Consider the following 16,828-nt stretch of genomic DNA (forward strand, 5'->3'; position numbering starts at 1 on the left):
ACGCGTCGGCGTACGGGCGTCAAAGGCGCCGTCGCGAGGGACTCGGCCAGGACGGTGTTGTGCGCAGCCCCGCCGATCAGACTCCGCATCAGCCGCTCGGCCTCGCCGGTCAGAGCGACGGCCATGTCCGGGAGCAGGGCGCGTAGGTCACCCTTCAGCCTGCCGGTGCTGGGCAGCTCCGGGGCAGAGGTCGCGGAGGCGGCAATCACCCTTCGGGGACCAGCGGCGGTACAGAGTGGCAATTGACGCCCCTGCGTGGGCGGCGACGGACACGGTGGTCAACCCGCCGCGACTACTCTCGGCCGGCGCAGCAGGCATGACGTCCAGCAGCACACGGTCCTGCGAGGCGCCGGTGTTCGGCGACATGCTTGGCCAGATGCCCTGAACGCCGCCGTGGTCCGCGTCCGCACCCTGACGCGAGTGACCATCGAGGTCGGCATCTTTACTGAACCTCATAAATTGCATCTCCCACTTTGGTGGAATCCGCAGATCCGGGCGCCAGCGGTCGTGAGCGATGCTGACGGAATGACGCCCGGATTCCTTACCGGGCAGCACCTTCCGCCCGGTGAATGGAGCAGATGTTCATGTCGAAGCCCAGTGCGATGTCGGCGCCGGCAACAACACCCTTGGAGACCTGGCAACCGGAAGGCGTGACGATCCGGTCCGGAAACCCCGCCGGCCGTGGGTTCACGTTGTTCGAGGACTACAGCGACGGCGCCCGAGGCACCGGCTTCTTCGAGTGTGACCCCGCCGTCACGGAGTACACGCTCGAATACAACGAGATCATCTACGTCATTGAGGGAGAAGCACGCATAGTCCTCGATGATGGGAGTGCCATCGAGGTCGGGCCAGGTGACTGCGCCTTCCTGCCCAAGGGGCACCTTTCCACCTGGACTTTCAAGTCGAGGTTCAAGGAATTCTGGGTGCTCTGCGACTGATTGCGCCGAGCGCGATTCGCCGAAATGTACCGGTGGACGCTATGAGGACGACGAGCCTACGCTTCGGGAGTGGCCCTGGAAGACAACCTGCGTAACCTGGCTGATGCCATAAGGGAGCGTCTTCCCGCCGTGGCTGACGCGATCCAGCACCGTCTGAGGGAAGAGGTGCCGGAGTACTACGCACACGACGACCCGCGCATCGCGGCCTCCGAGACCGAGACGATCGTTTCGTCCCTCCGGAGCATCCTCGACGGGCTCACGGAGAACCGCGAGCCTCCCGACCAGGCCTCCGAGGTCACTCTGCGCGAGGCACGGCTTGCCGCGCAGGCCAACCTGGATCTCCACGCGCTGTTGCACACCTCCCGAGTGGCACAGGCGTACCTCTGGGACGTGTTCCTGGAAGTCGCCAACGCGCAGATTCCGGACGACGAGGAGCGGCTCGCCGTGCTCCGGCGTGTCAGCAAGTTCCACTTCGACTGGAACGACAAGGTCGCCGCCTCGGTGATCGACGCCTATCAGAAGGAATACAACGCCTTCTACCTTCAGGGGCGCGACCGTAAACGGCGTGCCATGGTTCGCGACATCCTGGCCGGACTTCCGGTAGAGACGGCGTCGCTCGGCTATCAGCTGCGCGGACGGCACCTCGCCCTCATCGCTTGGGGCAGTTCGCCGGAAGCCGCGGTGAAGCGGATCGCGACGGCGTTCGGCTGGCAGGTGCTCACCGTCGCGGGCTCCGACGACACAGTGCTGGGCTGGATCGGCCGCCCCGGCACCAAGCCCACCGGTGACGAGGACCTGTCCAACGTGGATCTTGGTCCCGACACGTACGTGGCCTGCGGCCAGTACGCCAATGACGTCGAGGGCTTCCGGCTCAGTCATCGCCAGGCCCGACAGGCGCACCGGGTCGCCCGGGTGTGCTCCCGGCAGGTGACCTGGTACCACGATGTCGCCCTGGAAGCTCTCGTGCTGCGCGATCTCACGGCAGCGCGCGACTTCGTCTTCCAGGAACTGGGCCCGTTGCACGCGACCGGTGAGCGGGCCCGGGTGCTGCGTACCACTCTGCGTGCCTATTTCGCCAGCGGTCAGAACGCGGCATCGACCGCCACGGTCATCGGCGTGCACGAGCGCACGGTTGCCTACCGACTGCGTTCCATCGAGAAATGGCTCGACGTGTCGGTCTCCGCGCGTCGGGACGAGCTCTCCGTTGCGCTGCGGCTCTTCGAACTCCTGGAGGCCCAGCGTGATGCAGATCCGGAAGCACCTGGCGAGCTGCCGATTCCAGGGCCGCTGCTGTAACAGCCCTCAGGAATCGGCACAACCGCATGCCGCCGTTGACGGAAAGCGAAGTTCCCCGACCCCGGCGGCATGCCGCACCGTGGGCGAATCCACCGCCCCTCTTCACCTTCGGGGCAGCAACCGACATGCGTGGGGTGCGCGTGCCGCCCCACGCGCCTCGTTCTCAGCCCCATCGGAAAGGCAACCGTGAAGCCACCACCGTTCGCATACGAGTCACCGGAGTCGCTCGACTCCGCCCTCGCCGTGCTCGCCGATGCGGGCGACGACGCCAAGCCACTGGCCGGAGGCCAGAGCCTTATACCGCTGTTGAACCTGCGTTTCGCCTCCCCCGCGGTGCTCGTCGATCTGAATCGCCTCGTTGATCTGGAATACGTACGCGTCGACGGCGACACGTTGCGCATCGGGGCACTGACCCGCCACAGCACGGTGGAGCACAGCCCTGACGTCGCGGAGCATCACCCCCTCCTTGCCCAGGCCATGCGCTTCGTCGCGCACCCGCAAGTGCGTAACCGCGGAACCATCGGCGGCACCGTCGCGCACGCGGACCCCGCCGCCGAGGTACCCCTCGTCATGTTGCTCTCCGACGCGCGCTTCACGGCCCGCTCGATCCGCGGCGAGCGCGAGATCGCCGCCAGAGACTTCTTCCTGTCCATCTACACGACGACCCTGGAGCCGGACGAGATCATCACGGAGGTATCCCTGCCGATCAGTGCGCGGCGGCCCGATCGGGCCCGGGCGAGCTCTTTCCGCGAGTTCGCACGACGGCACGGCGACTACGCCATCGGGGGTGCGGCAGCCATCGTCGAACTGGACGCGGACGGTGTCTGCACCGACGTCCGGATCGGTCTGCTCGGTGCCGGGGGGACTCCCGTTGAGGCGGGCGCCGGAGCGCGTGCCGCCCTGGTCGGATCGCCGGTCACCGCTGAGTCGGTTCGCGCCGCGGCACATGAGGCGACTGCGGACATCAGCCCCCCGCCCACGTTGCACGGGGACGTCGGTTACCGCACCACCGTGATCACCGAGATGGCGACGCGTGCCCTGAGCGGCGCGACGAACACCGCGAAGGAGGCGCTGGCATGAGCAGGCACATCGAGGTCGAGGTCAACGGGCAGCGGTACGCGCGCAGCGTCGAGCCCAGACTGTTGTTGTCCGACTTCATCCGTCACGACCTGCGGCTGCCCGGAACCCACGTCGGCTGTGAGCACGGCGTGTGCGGCGCTTGCACCGTCCTGCTCGACGGTGAGCCGGTCCGAGCCTGTCTGATGCTGGCCGTCCAGGCCGACGGGCACAGTGTCCGCACGGTGGAGGACCTGGCTGAGGGCGGGCAGCTCAGCCCCCTCCAGGAGGCGTTCCGTGCCTGTCACGGCCTGCAGTGCGGCTTCTGCACACCCGGCTTCCTCATGACGCTCCAACCGGTGGTGGACGAAGGCGTCAAGCTCACGGACGACGAGGTACGCGAGGTCATATCCGGCAACCTCTGCCGGTGCACGGGTTACCAGCAGATCGTCGAGGCCGCACAGCTCGCCCTGGCCGGCGAGTCCGCCGGGACCGAATGCGAAGCGGTTTCCTGTCCACATCCGCCGAGCGACAAGGGCTGAGACACGTGATGCCTCCGTCTTTCCGCACTCCGACAAAACGGCGCCGCCTCTTGTACCGAGGTGCACTGTGTCACCGGCCCTGCAGACCGAAAACTGATCGCATCCCGCCCAAGGAATGAGACACCCCGCCCAAGGAGGAACACTCGTGATCAGGCACGTTTTCATGTGGCAGGTAGCCGACGGCAACGACCCGGAAGAGGTGGTCGCCCTACTGAACACGCTCAAGGGCCTGCCGAGCCTGCGGAGCTGGGAGCTGGGCAAGCACACCGGCGACCCCGGCGACAACGGCACCCCGTGGGACGGCGTGCTCATCAACGACTTCGACGACTGGCAGGGCCTGGAGGACTACTCCGTCGACCCGCTGCACGCCGAGGTGGTCGCCAAGCTGCTGCCCAAGCTCGCCGAACGGGCCGTCGTCGACTTCGAGAAGGAGCCGGCCGCATGACCACCACTCCTTCGCCGTCCCGCGCCGGAATCCGGGTCGCGTCGAGCCCCTGGGGCCCCGACGACCAGCTCGGTGCACTGAACCTGCTCTCGCCCCTGGCACAGGCCGAGGTACTGGCCCGGGCCGACGGCCGCCACGTGTACGACCTCAGCGTCGACTACTTCGTGGGCATGCCGAGCTTCCAGGCCGCCGGGGACCCGGCCTACCAGATCTACATGAGTCACACGCCGGCCGGTACGGCGGTCGACAATCTCAACGGCGTCGGCGAGGAGACCAACCGCCACGTCTGTTACTCCGGGGACGTGGTGTTCATGTACACCCACACCGGAACACACATCGACGCGCTGAACCACTTCGGTGTGGACGGCCAGATCTACAACGGCTTCACCCCCGAGGAGCACCTGGGTAGCCGGCACTGGACCAAGGGCGGCGCCGAGCAGATTCCGCCGATCATCACGCGTGCCGTCCTCTTCGACGTGGCCCGGCTCAAGGGCGTGGAGTGTCTGCCTCCGTCCTACGCGATCACCGTGGACGACCTGCGCGCCTGCTTGGACTCGGCCGGCACCGAGCTCAAGCAGGGTGAGGTGGCCCTGATCCGCACCGGCCGGATGGCGTACTGGCCCGACAAGTCCAAGGTTCTCGGCAACCCGCCCGGCCTCGGGCTGGAGGCCGCACGCTGGCTCACCGCTCAGGGGATCGCGGCTGTGGGCGCGGACCAGGAGTGCATCGAGGTCGGCCCCTCGGAACACGAGGACAATTGGCTGCCCGGTCATTGCCACTTCCTCGCCGAGGCCGGTGTGCCGATGATCGAGCTGCTGAACCTTGAGGAGCTCTCGCGTGACGGCCACACCGAGCTCTGTCTGATCGCGGCGCCGATCCGTCTCCGCGGCGCCAGCGGAGCTCCCCTGCGCCCGCTGGCGCTGCCGCTGCGTCCCGCCTCCACAGCGGACGGCGGCACGTCATGAGGATCGCGGTCGTCGGCGGATCTCTGGCGGGGCTGCACGCAGCGGCCCTGCTGCGCGAGGCCGACTTCGAGGTGGACGTGTACGAGCGGTCACTGGCGCCCTTGTCGGGCCTGGGGACCGGAATCGTCGTACAGCCCGAGCTGGTGCGCTATCTGCTGGAGCGGACCCCCACCACCCTCGAGCAGATCAGCGTGTCGTCGGACGTGATGCGCTACCGCCGGGCCGACAGTGGAGTGCTCCAGGGAGAAGTGCCGGCCGACTGGCGCTTCACCTCGTACAACTCCCTCTACCAGGGGCTGCTGTCGTCCTTCGGGCGGGAGCGCTACCACTGCGGACGGACCCTGATCGGCCTCGACCAGAACGCCGACCACGCCGAGCTGCGGTTCGCGTCCGGGGAACGGGTCGAAGCCGACCTCGTGGTGTGCGCCGACGGGGGCTTCTCCACCGCGCGGCTGCGGCTGCTGGGGCTCCAGCCCGAGTATTCCGGCTATGTCACATGGCGCGGAGTAGCAGACCGGGACCAAGTGTCCGACGAGACGTGGGCCTACTTCGACGAGGCGTTCACCTACGGGCTGCTCGACGACGGGCATCTCATCGCCTACCCCATCCCGGTGACGGGTGCCGACGGCTCGGTGACCCGCGGGCTCAATTTCCAGTGGTACTGGAACGTCGATGAGGGCCCGGCGCTCGACGAACTGATGACCGACGTCAATGGCATACGCCGACCGGTCTCCGTCCACCACGCGGGCCTGCGATCGGAGGTCCTCGCCGAGTTCCGCCAGCGCGCCAAGGAAGAGCTGATGGAGCCGTTCGCGGAACTGGTGCACGCGGCGGCGGAACCGTTCGTCACCGTGATCGCCGACAGCGACGTGCCCACCATGAGGGTCGGACGGTTCGTGCTGATCGGAGACGCGGCGATCACCCCGCGGCCGCATGCGGCGGCAGGAGCTGCCAAGGCGGCCGGGGACGCCTGGGACCTGGCGACGGCGCTGACCCAATCCGCGGACGACCCGTGGGCAGGGCTGTCCGAGTGGGAGGCGCGACGACTGGCCGTCGGGCGGGCCTACCTGAAGAAGGTACGCCGCATGGGCGGCGTACTGCAGAACGGGGATCTGTTCGCACCGGGTGACCCGGCCAACCGATTCGGATTGGCCGACGCCGGGCGCCTCTGACCGAACCCCGTCACAAGAAAGGACCATGCCGTGCAGTTGAACAACGAATTCAAGGTGCCCCTGCCCATCGAGGACGCCTGGAAGCTTCTCACCGATCTCGAACGGGTGGGGCCCTGCCTGCCCGGCGCCTCGATCACCGGCCGGGAGGGCGACGACTACCTCGGCCAGGCGAAGATCAAGGTGGGTCCCATCACCACCAACTACAAGGGCACCGCCCGCTTCACCGACCTGGACGAAGTCGGCCACCGGGCGGTGCTGACCGCCTCGGGCCGAGAGGCGCGCGGCGGCGGTAACGCCTCGGCCACCGTCGTCGCGGTGCTCGTCGACAAGGGAGATGAGACCCAGGTCAACGTCAGTACCGAGCTGGCTCTGTCCGGCAAGGTCGCGCAGTTCGGCCGCGGTGTGATCAACGACGTCAGTGCGGCGCTGCTGAAGACGTTCACGGAGCGCCTGGCCGCGATGCTCGAGGCCGACAAGGCGGCGCAGGAGACAGCGATCACTCCCGCTCAGGGGGTGACAGCCGCGAGCGAGCGGGGCACGACCGGAACCGCCACGGTGGCGGGCAGCACGGCCCTACGGCAAGCGCCGACAAATGCCGCATCGTCTGAAGGCGAGGTACTCGACGTCCTCGCACTCACCCGCGGCGCGGGAATCCTCCGGGTGCCGAAGCCTGTCACCTACGCCGGTCTCGCCCTGGTCTGCCTGGTGATCGGCTGGCTGCTGGGACGTGGCAGCGCCTGACAGCACGTCGGTCGCAGCCAGCCATCCGCCACCGCTCACAAGAAGGCACGAAGCCTTGCGGAACCGCACCTGGTCCGTGGCGATGGACGGATCCGGAAGGCCGTCGTGTCTTCATCACTTCCCCTGTTCGGACGAGCGTCGGTGCACGACGCGGTCACCATTTGCCACGGAGGTCCAGCCATGAAACCCCCTGTGCTGGCCTATGCTGCGCCCACCAGCGTGGCGGAGGCCTGCGTCCTGTTGGCGGCAGACGAGGACGCGAAGGTCCTGGCCGGCGGCCAGAGCTTGCTGCCCCTGCTCGCTTTGCGGCTCGCCGCCCCGACCACGCTGGTGGACATCGGGCGGGTGCCCGGGCTGCGCGGCATCGAAGCGGAGGGTGACTACCTGCGTATCGGCGCCCTGACCACACACGCGGACATCGAGACGTCGGAACTGGTCGCGCGTAAGGCTCCGATGCTCTCTCAGGCTGCCGGCCTCATCGCCCACCCCCAGATCAGGGCGCGCGGCACGATGGCCGGTGCGGTCGCCCACGCGGATCCGGCGGCGGAGTGGCCGACTGTGCTGCTTGCTCTGGGCGGCTCGGTCGAGGTGGCCGGCCCGGCCGGCACCCGCGTTGTTCCGGCGGACGGCTTCTTCGTCGGTCCGTTCATGACCGTGCTGGAACCGGACGACATCATCACCGCCCTCCACGTACCGCTGGCGCCGAGAGGCTGGTGGTTCGGCGAGCACGCCCGTCGCGCCGGTGACTACGGACTCTCGATCGCCGCTTTGAGCTGCGATCTGTCCACCGGCGTCATGCGCGACGTCCGGATCGTCGTCGCCGGAGCGACCGGCACGGTGTCACGGGCGACGGCGGCCGAAGAGCTCCTGGACGGCACCGAGCCGGGTGCGGCCACGGACCAGGCCGTCGCGGCGGCGACCCAGGAACTCACCTTCAGCGCGGACATCCACGGCTCCGCCGGATACCGCAGGACGCTCACCACGAACCTGTTGCGCCGGGGCCTGCGCGAACTGGCCGAAAGGACTGGCTGAGATGACGCAACCCACAGAGCAGGTCACGGTCGACGTGACCGTCAACGGCAGCCGGTACCTCCGGTCCGTGCCGGCCCGGCGCACGCTGGCCGACTTCCTGCGCGACGATCTGTCCCTCACGGGTACCAAGCTGGGCTGTGAGCAGGGCGTGTGCGGTGCCTGCACCGTGCTGGTCGACGGGGAAGCCGTACGGGCCTGTCTGATGCTGGCGGCCCAGGCCACGGGCACCGAGGTGCGCACGGTGGAGAGCCTGTCCCAGGGGAGGGAGCTCAACCCACTCCAGGCGTGCTTCCAGAAGCACCACGGGCTGCAGTGCGGGTTCTGCACGGCGGGCTTCCTCATGTCGGCGACCGGGTTGCTCGAGCAGCGACCCGACGCCGACCGCACGGACATCGCCGAAACCCTGTCGGGACACATCTGCCGGTGCACGGGATACGGGCCGATCGTCGATGCCGTGGACGAAGCGGCGCAGAAGGGGCGGGCATGACCACCTCGGACAAGAACTTCGCGCACACCGTGGCCCCAGCGGTCACGGCGCGCAACATCGGCGCGCGTCTTCCTCGGGAAGAGGACCGCAAGCTGCTGACCGGTCGCGGGCAGTACCTGGCCGACGTACGACTGCCCGGGCAGGTCCATGCCGCGTTCGTCCGCAGCTCCCTCGCGCACGCCCGCATCACCGGCATCGACATCTCCGAGGCCACCGCACTGCCCGGAGTCCTCGCCGTGTGGACCGGCGCCGACGCAGCTGCGCACTGTGAGGGTCTCGTCGGAGAACTCAGCGTCGCGGGTTGCGTGCCGACGATCATGCCCCTGCTGGCACAGGAGTACGTGCGGTTCGTGGGCGAGGCGGTCGCGGTGGTCGTCGCCGAGGACCGTTACATCGCCGAGGACGCCTGCGACCTGATCGCGGTGGACTACGACGAACTGCCTCCCGTGCTCGACCCCCGCCCCGCCCTGGAGGGCGGCCCGGTCGCCAACGAAGGCCTCACCGACAACGTGGCGCTGAAGGGCGGCGCGGTGTACGGGGACGCCGACAAGGCGTTCGAGAACGCCCACAAGGTGGTGTCCGCCACGTACCACACCGGCCGACTTGCAGCCTTGCCCATGGAAACCCGGGGCTGTGCCGCCACCTACGACTGGACGACGCAGGAGCTGCGCCTGTGGACCTCCACCCAGGTGCCGCACTACGTCAAGTACTGCCTGACCGCCTACCTGGGCTTTCCCGAGAACCACTGCGAGGTGATCACCCCGGACACCGGAGGCGGATTCGGGCAAAAGGCGCACCTTTTCCCCGAGGAGATGCTGATTCCGCTGCTGGCCCGCGAGGTGGACCGCCCGGTGGTGTGGGTCGAGGACCGTCGCGAGAACCTGATGACGGCTACCCACGCGCACGAGCAGTTCGTCGACATTGCCTACGCCGGCGACGAGAACGGCCGCCTCACCGCTGTACGCATCCGGGCCACGGGGGACGGAGGCGCCTACCACCAGCCGCCGTGGTCCATGGCCGTGGAACCCTGGTGCACCGCCATGGTCACCCCCTCCGGCGCTTACGACATCCCCGTCGCCGACCTGACCTATGAGGCGGCAGCTACCAACAAGTGCCCGATCGGGGCCTACCGCGGTGTCGGCTACATGGCGGGCACACTCGCCCGCGAGTGCCTGATGGACGAGGCCGCCCGCGCCTACGAGCTGTCCCCGTTCGAAATCCGCCGCCGCAACGTCGTACGGGAGTTCCCCTGGGTCAACGCGCAGGGCATCACCTACGACGAGGGCAGCTGGCTGCGCACGATCGACGAACTGGAGCGGATGGTCGACTACGAGGCGTTCCGCCGGCGCCAGGCGGACTTGCGTGCGCAGGGCCGCTACATCGGCCTCGGGCTGAGCGTGTTCGTGGAGAGCAGCGGTGAGAGCACCGCCATGAGCCTGGCCCACGGCATGGGCGACATCTACCACGACACCGCGACAGTCCGTATGGAGCCCAACGGAACCGTCACCGTCTCCACGGGCCTGACCACCCAAGGGCAGGGACACCGCACGACCATGGCGCAGGTCGCGGCCGACGTCCTGGGCATTCCGGTGCGGGACATCACTGTACGGTCCGGGGACTCGACCTCGTACGCATGGGGCAGCGGCACGGTCGGCAGCCGCAGCGCGGTCGTCGCGGGCGGCGCCGTACTGCGCGCGGCCGACGCGATCCGCTCCAAGCTCGTCAGCGTCGCCGCGGAGATGCTCAAGGCGGACGCCGCGGACATCGAGCTCGCCGAAGGCAAGGCCGCCGTGAAGGGGGAGCCGGACTCCGCGGTGAACATCGCCGATGTGGCCGCGTCCATCTACTTCGATCAGTCGGTGTGGCCCGACGGGTTCGATCCGACGCTGGAGGTGACCCTCGCCTACGACCCGGCGCGGCCGCTCTTCTCCAACGGTGGACATGCCGTGATCGTCGAGATCGACCCGGAAACCGGCTTCGCACGTGTGGAGAAGGTGTTCTCCGTCGAGGACTGCGGAAAGATGATCAATCCCGAGATCGTCGAAGGGCAGCTGCGCGGGGGCGTGGTCCAGGGAATCGGCGCGGCACTGCTGGAACGGCTGGTCTACGACAGCGCCGGTCAGCTCACCACCACCACGCTGCTCGACTACCACGTGCCCACCCTCGACGTGGCGCCGCCATTCGAGATCCACCACCTGGAAACCCCGTCCTCTCACACGCCCGCCGGTATCAAGGGCATGGGAGAGTCGGGCCTCATCGCCGCACCGGCGGCCGTTCTGAACGCGGTCAACGACGCCCTTTCCTGCTTCGGCACGTCGTTGTACGCACTGCCGGCGACACCCGAGCAGGTGCTGGACGCGATGTCCGCTTCCGGTTCCGGAGGATGAGGCCGTGCGCATGAGTTATCGGCGGGGGCCGTGGCAGTCGTACTGGATGCGTGAGGCCCTCGCCGATGAGCGCCCCGGAGCCCGCGAAACTCTGCGCGGCAGGCACGCCGTCGACGTCTGCGTCGTCGGTGGTGGCTATACAGGGCTGTGGACCGCCATCGAACTGAAGACCCGGGAGCCCGGCGTCGAGGTGGCGGTCATCGAGGGGCAGCTCTGTGGCGGTGGCGCCAGTGGCGCCAACGCCGGTTACCTGATGAATCTCTGGCCGAAGTACTTCTTCCTCGATGCCCTCGTCGGGCGGCAGGAGGCACTCCGGCTGGCACAAGCGTCCTCCGACGCCGTCGACGAGATCATCGAGTTCTGCCAAGCCAAGGGCATCGACGCCGGAATCCGCCGCGAAGGGTGGCTGTGGACGTCCACGTCACCGGCGCAGGACGGCGCCTGGACGGACACGCTGGCGGCCCTGGACGGCGTGTCCGAGAGCCCACTCAGGGAGGTAGGTCCTGCAGAGGCTCTCCGCCTGGGAGGCATCGGCGCACGGGGAGGAGTGTTCGATCCGACCGCGGCCACTCTCCAGCCGGCCCTGCTCGCCCGGGGCCTGCGCCGAGCAGCCCTCGACCTGGGTGTGCAGGTCTTCGAGGACACGCCCGTGCGCATGGTGTCCGAAGAACCCGGTTCCGCCGCGGTGCACACGGACACCGGAGAAGTCCGTGCGGACGGAGTGGTCCTGGCGATCAACGCGTGGATGGCCGGCTTCCCGGCCGTCCGCAAGCGAATGGTCGTCACGGCCAGCGACAACCTGGTCACCCGGGCGCTTTCCGGCGCGCTCCTCGAACAGGCCGGCCTGGAGGGCATCGGAGTGTCCGACTCCACTCGTCTCCTCAATTACTGGCGCACCACCGGAGACGGCGGTCTGCTGTTCGGGAAGGGCGGCGTCGGCCTGGGCTTTGGTGCCCGCGGCGCCGACAGTATGTTCGGACCGGCGCCGAAGGGGACGCCGCTGAGCCAGGAGCTCAGCCGCATCCTCCCCATGGCGACGAGTGCCGGGGTGCAGGACACCTGGCGGGCTCCCGTCGAGTATTCGTTGACCTCGCTGCCCTTCTTCGAGGCGCTTCCCGGGCATCAGCGTGTCTTCTACGGCGCCGGCTACTCGGGCGACGGAGTGGGACCCGCGCGGTTGGGCGGCAAGATCCTCGCGAGTCTGGTTCTACGCGAGCAGGACGCCTGGAGCCAGTGCGGACTCGTGCGGCCACCCCAGGGCTGGCTCCCTCCGGAGCCGTTCCGGTTCCTGGGAGGTCAACTCGTCAAGTCCGCGCTGCTGCGCATCGAAGCGGCCGAGAATGCAGGCCGCACTCCCAATCCGCTCGCCCGCACCCTCAGTCGCCTCGACCCGACCAGCTGGGTCTGAGCGTTCGCAGCCAGCATCTCCCCCACCACCGGCATCATCCTCGCGTCCGAGCGCCGTGCCCGCACCGCTCGAGGCCCCGCCGAGGCGACCTTGCAGCAGACCGACCGGGCAGGCGGCATCTCTCGGCGGTGCACCCCGGCTGTCAGGCTGGCTCATCATTGAGGGTCACCGGTATTTCTCTGTTTGCGGCCCGCCCTGGCCGATCGTCACACGGTGAACCCTGGCGGGCACGCTCGCCGCGATGACCCGCTTCGTCGCCGGAGTCGGCCCCGGCCTGCGTCACCGACGCGGACTCACGCGCGGCATACCGCTCTGACAGCGGATTGGAAGGGGTTCGAGCGCAGCGACAGGCACCAGATGCTCACGAGTTTCGACAGCACCGGACATCGCCAAACGCAGCCGGTTTTCGGAGGTCCGACGAATCAAGAGCGGACGCCCGGTGGCTTGCCCCGAAGGTCGGAGCGCGCCGTAACAGCAGAGGCAGCCACCAGCGAGGATGCCTGACATGAGCACGGACCAGACCCTCCGTCTCCTCCGGCCGACGCACTCAGCACCTGCGGTGTTCGGTGCGGGAGCGGCCATCGGCGTGCTGGGCGGAATGATCGGGTTGGGCGGTGCCGAGTTCCGCCTGCCGCTGCTGATCAGCCTCTTCGGATTCGCCGCGCTCTCGGCCGTCATCCTGAACAAGGCGATGAGCCTGGTCGTGGTGCTGGTGGCGCTGCCTGCCCGGCTGGCCGCGGTCCCGGCCTCCGAGGTCGCCACCCGCTGGCCCGTTGCGGCCAACCTCTTGGCCGGCAGCCTGCTGGGCGCCTGGGCCGGCGCGTCCTGGGCGGTCCGCATGCGCAGCATCACCCTCTACAAGGTGCTGGCGGCCCTGATGATCCTCATGGCCGGCGCGCTCGTGGTCACCCACACCACCACCCTGGACACCCTCGCGCTGCCGCTGTGGGCCCAGATCCCCGCCGGAGTCGCGGCCGGGTTCGAGATCGGTGTCGTCGCCGCGATCATGGGAGTGGCTGGCGGCGAGCTGCTGATCCCGACGACCGTGTTGCTGTTCGGCGAGGACATCAAGACGGCCGGAAGTCTCTCTCTGTTGGTGTCCCTGCCGACCATGCTGGTCGCGTTCGCCCGCTACAGCCGTGACGGCAGCTTCGCCGTCCTCGGCGCCAACCTCCGCTTCACGGCGGTCATGGCCGTCGGCTCGGTTGCCGGGGCCGTGCTGGGCGGACTGCTCCTCGGTGTGTTCCCGGACCTCGTGCTCATCCCCGCGCTGGCCGTGATCCTGCTCGTCGCAGCGGTCAAGCTCGCCCGTCACGACTGAGCTGCGGCCGGGTGCCTCCCAATCTCATTAGCCCATGACGCCCACCGGACGAAAACGCTCGCGCCCTGGGACCCAGGCTGACCCGCCGTCCACATGTCGAGGAGCGACACCCGGTGTGCTCTCCATTGTGTCGAGAACCACAAACCGATGGCCGGATCTATACGGATGGCGTAAATGCCATGCGGCCGGATGCCCCCGATATTTACCCGCATCACACATGTGGTGCGGGCAACAATCGCACGAGCGTCCACCAGGAGAAGTCATGGTAATGAACGAGGCGGAACCGGGATCGCCCGGAACCGTGCACCCGGAGACTCCGCAGGACGGACTTGACGGCCTCAGGTCGGCCACCCTCACGATGAACCAGGCCCTCGGCCTCGCCGTGGTGGTCTTCAGCCCCGTTCTGACCGCGGCGACGGTCGGTGTCTTCATGGGGGGTGTCGCCGGCAGTTCGGGCTGGCTGTCCGCCGCGGCCGGAGCACTGGTGATGGTCTGCATCGGAGTGGCCATCGTGCCCTTCGCCCAGCGCCACGTGGTCTCCGGGGCTTTGTACTCCTACATCGGTCACGTCTTCGGCGGCGGCGCCAAGTTCGTGGCAGGGGCTTCCCTCGCCGTCGGATACGTGGTCGGCCTGATGGTCATGCTGGGCGTTCTCGGACTCTACGTCGGGAGCATGCTCTCCTCCGTGTTCGGGGTGTCCGGTGCCAACGGATTCACAGGGCAGGTGATCATCTATACGGTCGCCATCGCAACCGCGGGAGTTCTCGCCTACCGGAGTCTCGACGCCTCGGCGAAGCTGAGCATCGGGCTGCTGTTCCTCTCGTGTCCGGTGGTCCTGGCCGTCCTGATCGGAAACCTCTTCTCCGACGGGTTCGACTTCGCGGGACAGTTCACCTTCAGTGACTTCTCGTTCAGTGGATTCACCTTGGGCCTCGTGCTGAGCACGACGTTCCTCGTCGGCTTCGAGAGCAGCGCGGCGACCGCGCTGGAGACGAAGGACCCGATCCGCACGGTGCCCCGCATCATCATCCTGGTGCCCCTCCTCGTCGGCGGTATAGCCGTACTCGGGACCCTGCTCACGGTTCCCTCCCTGGGCGCCATCGGAGACCAGGTTGCCGCCGGGGAGTCGCCGATCGCCGCCATGGCCCGTCACTCGGGTCTCGGCTTCCTCGCTGAGGCCTCTGACATCGCGCTCGTCGTCACCTCGTTCTCCGTTCTAGTCGGTTTCATGAACTACGCCCCGCGCGTGTGGGCGACCATGGCCAATGACGGTCTCCTGCCCAAGGCCATCGGCCGCGTGGCCCCACGCACCCAGACCCCCGGTACTGCCATCGCCGTCATGTGCGTCCCGGCCCTGGCCTTTCCCGTCGCTCTGATCGCGATAACAGACGCCAGCCCGCTGGAGATGTACCAGTACCTGGCCACCCTCTTCCCCTACCTCTGGGTCATTCCCTACATCCTCATCTGCGCTGGAGCGATCGTCGTCCTCCGGCGCAACGGCGAACTGACCGTGGTCAAGACGATCGCGTGTCTCATCGGGGCGGCCGCCACGGGCTGGCTCTACCTCAACTCGATCGTCAATCCCACGGGGACGACACTGGACGACATGACATGGGTAGCGCCTGTATCGATCGTGGCCATGATGATCATCATGGGAGCGCGGCGCCTGGTGTCGCGCTCCGGCGAACAGGCCGAGGAGGGCCGATGACCTACGACACCATCGTCGTCGGAGGGGGCTTCGCCGGCCTCAGGTGTGCCCGGGCCCTCACTGCAGCAGGCCAGTCGGTGCTCCTGCTGGAGGGCGGTGACCGTCTGGGCGGCCGCGCGTACCGCCGCCGCTCGGCCACGTCCCCCAGCCTGGAGGTGGAGATCGGCGGCGCGTACATCCACCGTCACCACCACCCCCGGCTGGCGGCGGAACTCGACCAGTACGGCGTCAGGACGGAGCCTGCCCCCGGGGCGACGGTCTTCCGTAACCGTCTGGGTCCCGGCAGTCACGATTCGGCGTTCCCCATCCCCGTCGAGGAGGCCGCGGAGGCCGAGGCCGGCCTGTACCGCCTGCTGTCCGACGCGCACCGGATCGATGTCGAGGCAGGCCTTGACACTCAGGGGCTGGAGGACCTCGACGTCCCCCTCCTGACGTACATCGACTCCCTGAAGCTCCCTCCGGTCACGCGCCAGCTCATCCTCTCCTGGGGCTGGAACATGATGGGCCAGCCGGTCACCGAGGCGTCGGCGCTCTGGGCCCTGCAGTTTGTCGCCGCACATGGATACAGCGTGCTGGGTGTGGTTCTGTCCCTCGACGAGGTCATCAGCGACGGGACCACGGCGCTGGTCGAGGCAATGGCCGCCGAGGTGCCGGACATACGGATGCAAGCCGTAGTCGAAAGCGTCCACCAGGGTGCCCGGAGTGCCGAGGTCGTCGTCCGCGGCGGAGAGGTGCTGGTCGCCCGCGACGTGGTCATCGCCACCCCCCTGAACACCTGGCGCACCATCCGATTCGATCCACCGCTCCCGCCGGACCGCGCCTCGGTGGTGGCGGAGGGGCACGGTTGCCGAGGGCTGAAGATCCTCGTCCAGGTCACGGGTGTGCCAGAAGGCATCTCCTGCACCGGCGACGGCGTCTTCCCCACCCTTTACGACTACATGCCCGCCGAGGACGGCGGGCGCATCCTGGTCGCCTTCACGGATTCCAGTTCCTTCGACCCCACCGACCGGGAGGCGGTCGAGGCCGCCGTCCACCACTACCTGCCGGAGGCGACAGTCGTCGGCGTCGACTGCCACGACTGGTCGAGCGACCCGCTGTTCCTCGGGGCGTGGGTATCACCGAAGGTGGGGCAGTTCAGCAAGGTGCACAAGGCCCTCGGCGAGGCCTACGGCTCCGTGCACTTCGCCGGCTCCGATGTCTCCCTGCGCTTCCCGGGCTATATCGAGGGGGCGCTTGAAACCGCCGACCGGGTGGTGGAGGAGATCCTGGGGAAGCGGCAGGACCACTGACACTCCGAGCGGAAACGGTTTGGCGAGGTCGCGTCGCACGA

The 16,828-nt window shown here is 68.2% G+C and carries 15 protein-coding genes and 1 pseudogene; 15 read left to right on the top strand and 1 reads right to left on the bottom strand.

Annotation, left to right across the window (positions count from 1 at the left end; translation table 11 throughout):
• Nucleotides 1–47: 47 nt before the first annotated feature.
• A pseudogene (locus ACZ4UU_RS40715) lies at nucleotides 48–125 on the bottom strand (TetR family transcriptional regulator); the annotation flags it as partial.
• Nucleotides 126–584: 459 nt separating this feature from the next.
• Between ACZ4UU_RS40715 and ACZ4UU_RS40720 the strand changes: the two are divergent.
• The 15 genes from ACZ4UU_RS40720 (at nucleotide 585) to ACZ4UU_RS40790 (ending at nucleotide 16,787) form a co-directional block, all read left to right on the top strand.
• The gene (locus tag ACZ4UU_RS40720) at nucleotides 585–938 is read left to right on the top strand and encodes a cupin domain-containing protein (RefSeq protein ID WP_471908480.1); all 354 of its coding nucleotides are present in this window, start codon (nucleotides 585–587) and stop codon (nucleotides 936–938) included.
• Nucleotides 939–1,067: 129 nt separating this feature from the next.
• Nucleotides 1,068–2,234, top strand: coding sequence for a PucR family transcriptional regulator (locus tag ACZ4UU_RS40725; protein WP_471908481.1), 1,167 nt, complete (start codon nucleotides 1,068–1,070; stop codon nucleotides 2,232–2,234).
• A 186-nt stretch (nucleotides 2,235–2,420) separates the two neighbouring features.
• A complete protein-coding gene (locus ACZ4UU_RS40730) occupies nucleotides 2,421–3,314 on the top strand; it encodes an FAD binding domain-containing protein (RefSeq protein ID WP_471908482.1) in 894 nt (297 codons plus the stop codon).
• Nucleotides 3,311–3,832: a (2Fe-2S)-binding protein gene (locus tag ACZ4UU_RS40735; RefSeq protein ID WP_471908483.1), complete on the top strand. Its 522-nt coding sequence runs from the start codon at nucleotides 3,311–3,313 to the stop codon at nucleotides 3,830–3,832. The genes ACZ4UU_RS40730 and ACZ4UU_RS40735 overlap by 4 nt, the downstream gene beginning before the upstream one ends.
• Before the next feature lie 145 nt (nucleotides 3,833–3,977).
• Nucleotides 3,978–4,277, top strand: a complete 300-nt coding sequence (locus ACZ4UU_RS40740; RefSeq protein WP_208299125.1) for a Dabb family protein — start codon at nucleotides 3,978–3,980, stop codon at nucleotides 4,275–4,277.
• A complete protein-coding gene (locus tag ACZ4UU_RS40745; RefSeq protein ID WP_471908484.1) occupies nucleotides 4,274–5,242 on the top strand; it encodes a cyclase family protein in 969 nt (322 codons plus the stop codon). Before ACZ4UU_RS40740 ends, ACZ4UU_RS40745 begins: the two co-directional genes overlap by 4 nt.
• Nucleotides 5,239–6,414 carry an FAD binding domain-containing protein gene (locus ACZ4UU_RS40750; RefSeq protein WP_471908485.1) on the top strand — a complete coding sequence of 392 codons (1,176 nt, stop codon included), beginning with the start codon at nucleotides 5,239–5,241 and terminating at the stop codon, nucleotides 6,412–6,414. Before ACZ4UU_RS40745 ends, ACZ4UU_RS40750 begins: the two co-directional genes overlap by 4 nt.
• A 30-nt stretch (nucleotides 6,415–6,444) precedes the next feature.
• On the top strand, nucleotides 6,445–7,155 hold the full coding sequence (locus tag ACZ4UU_RS40755) for an SRPBCC family protein (RefSeq protein WP_471908486.1): 711 nt from the start codon (nucleotides 6,445–6,447) through the stop codon (nucleotides 7,153–7,155).
• Nucleotides 7,156–7,335: 180 nt separating this feature from the next.
• On the top strand, nucleotides 7,336–8,187 hold the full coding sequence (locus ACZ4UU_RS40760; protein ID WP_471908487.1) for an FAD binding domain-containing protein: 852 nt from the start codon (nucleotides 7,336–7,338) through the stop codon (nucleotides 8,185–8,187).
• A gap of 1 nt (nucleotide 8,188) precedes the next feature.
• On the top strand, nucleotides 8,189–8,674 hold the full coding sequence (locus ACZ4UU_RS40765; protein ID WP_471908488.1) for a (2Fe-2S)-binding protein: 486 nt from the start codon (nucleotides 8,189–8,191) through the stop codon (nucleotides 8,672–8,674).
• Complete coding sequence (locus tag ACZ4UU_RS40770) at nucleotides 8,671–11,061, top strand: xanthine dehydrogenase family protein molybdopterin-binding subunit (protein ID WP_471908489.1); 2,391 nt, start codon at nucleotides 8,671–8,673, stop codon at nucleotides 11,059–11,061. Before ACZ4UU_RS40765 ends, ACZ4UU_RS40770 begins: the two co-directional genes overlap by 4 nt.
• 10 nt (nucleotides 11,062–11,071) lie before the next feature.
• Nucleotides 11,072–12,469 carry an NAD(P)/FAD-dependent oxidoreductase gene (locus tag ACZ4UU_RS40775; protein WP_471908490.1) on the top strand — a complete coding sequence of 466 codons (1,398 nt, stop codon included), beginning with the start codon at nucleotides 11,072–11,074 and terminating at the stop codon, nucleotides 12,467–12,469.
• A gap of 505 nt (nucleotides 12,470–12,974) precedes the next feature.
• Nucleotides 12,975–13,790, top strand: coding sequence for a sulfite exporter TauE/SafE family protein (locus ACZ4UU_RS40780; protein ID WP_471908491.1), 816 nt, complete (start codon nucleotides 12,975–12,977; stop codon nucleotides 13,788–13,790).
• A gap of 262 nt (nucleotides 13,791–14,052) precedes the next feature.
• Nucleotides 14,053–15,498 carry an APC family permease gene (locus ACZ4UU_RS40785; protein ID WP_471908492.1) on the top strand — a complete coding sequence of 482 codons (1,446 nt, stop codon included), beginning with the start codon at nucleotides 14,053–14,055 and terminating at the stop codon, nucleotides 15,496–15,498.
• On the top strand, nucleotides 15,495–16,787 hold the full coding sequence (locus ACZ4UU_RS40790) for a flavin monoamine oxidase family protein (protein WP_471908493.1): 1,293 nt from the start codon (nucleotides 15,495–15,497) through the stop codon (nucleotides 16,785–16,787). Before ACZ4UU_RS40785 ends, ACZ4UU_RS40790 begins: the two co-directional genes overlap by 4 nt.
• Nucleotides 16,788–16,828 lie beyond the last annotated feature (41 nt).

The sequence above is a fragment of the Streptomyces sp. NPDC028907 genome (genome assembly GCF_055564995.1).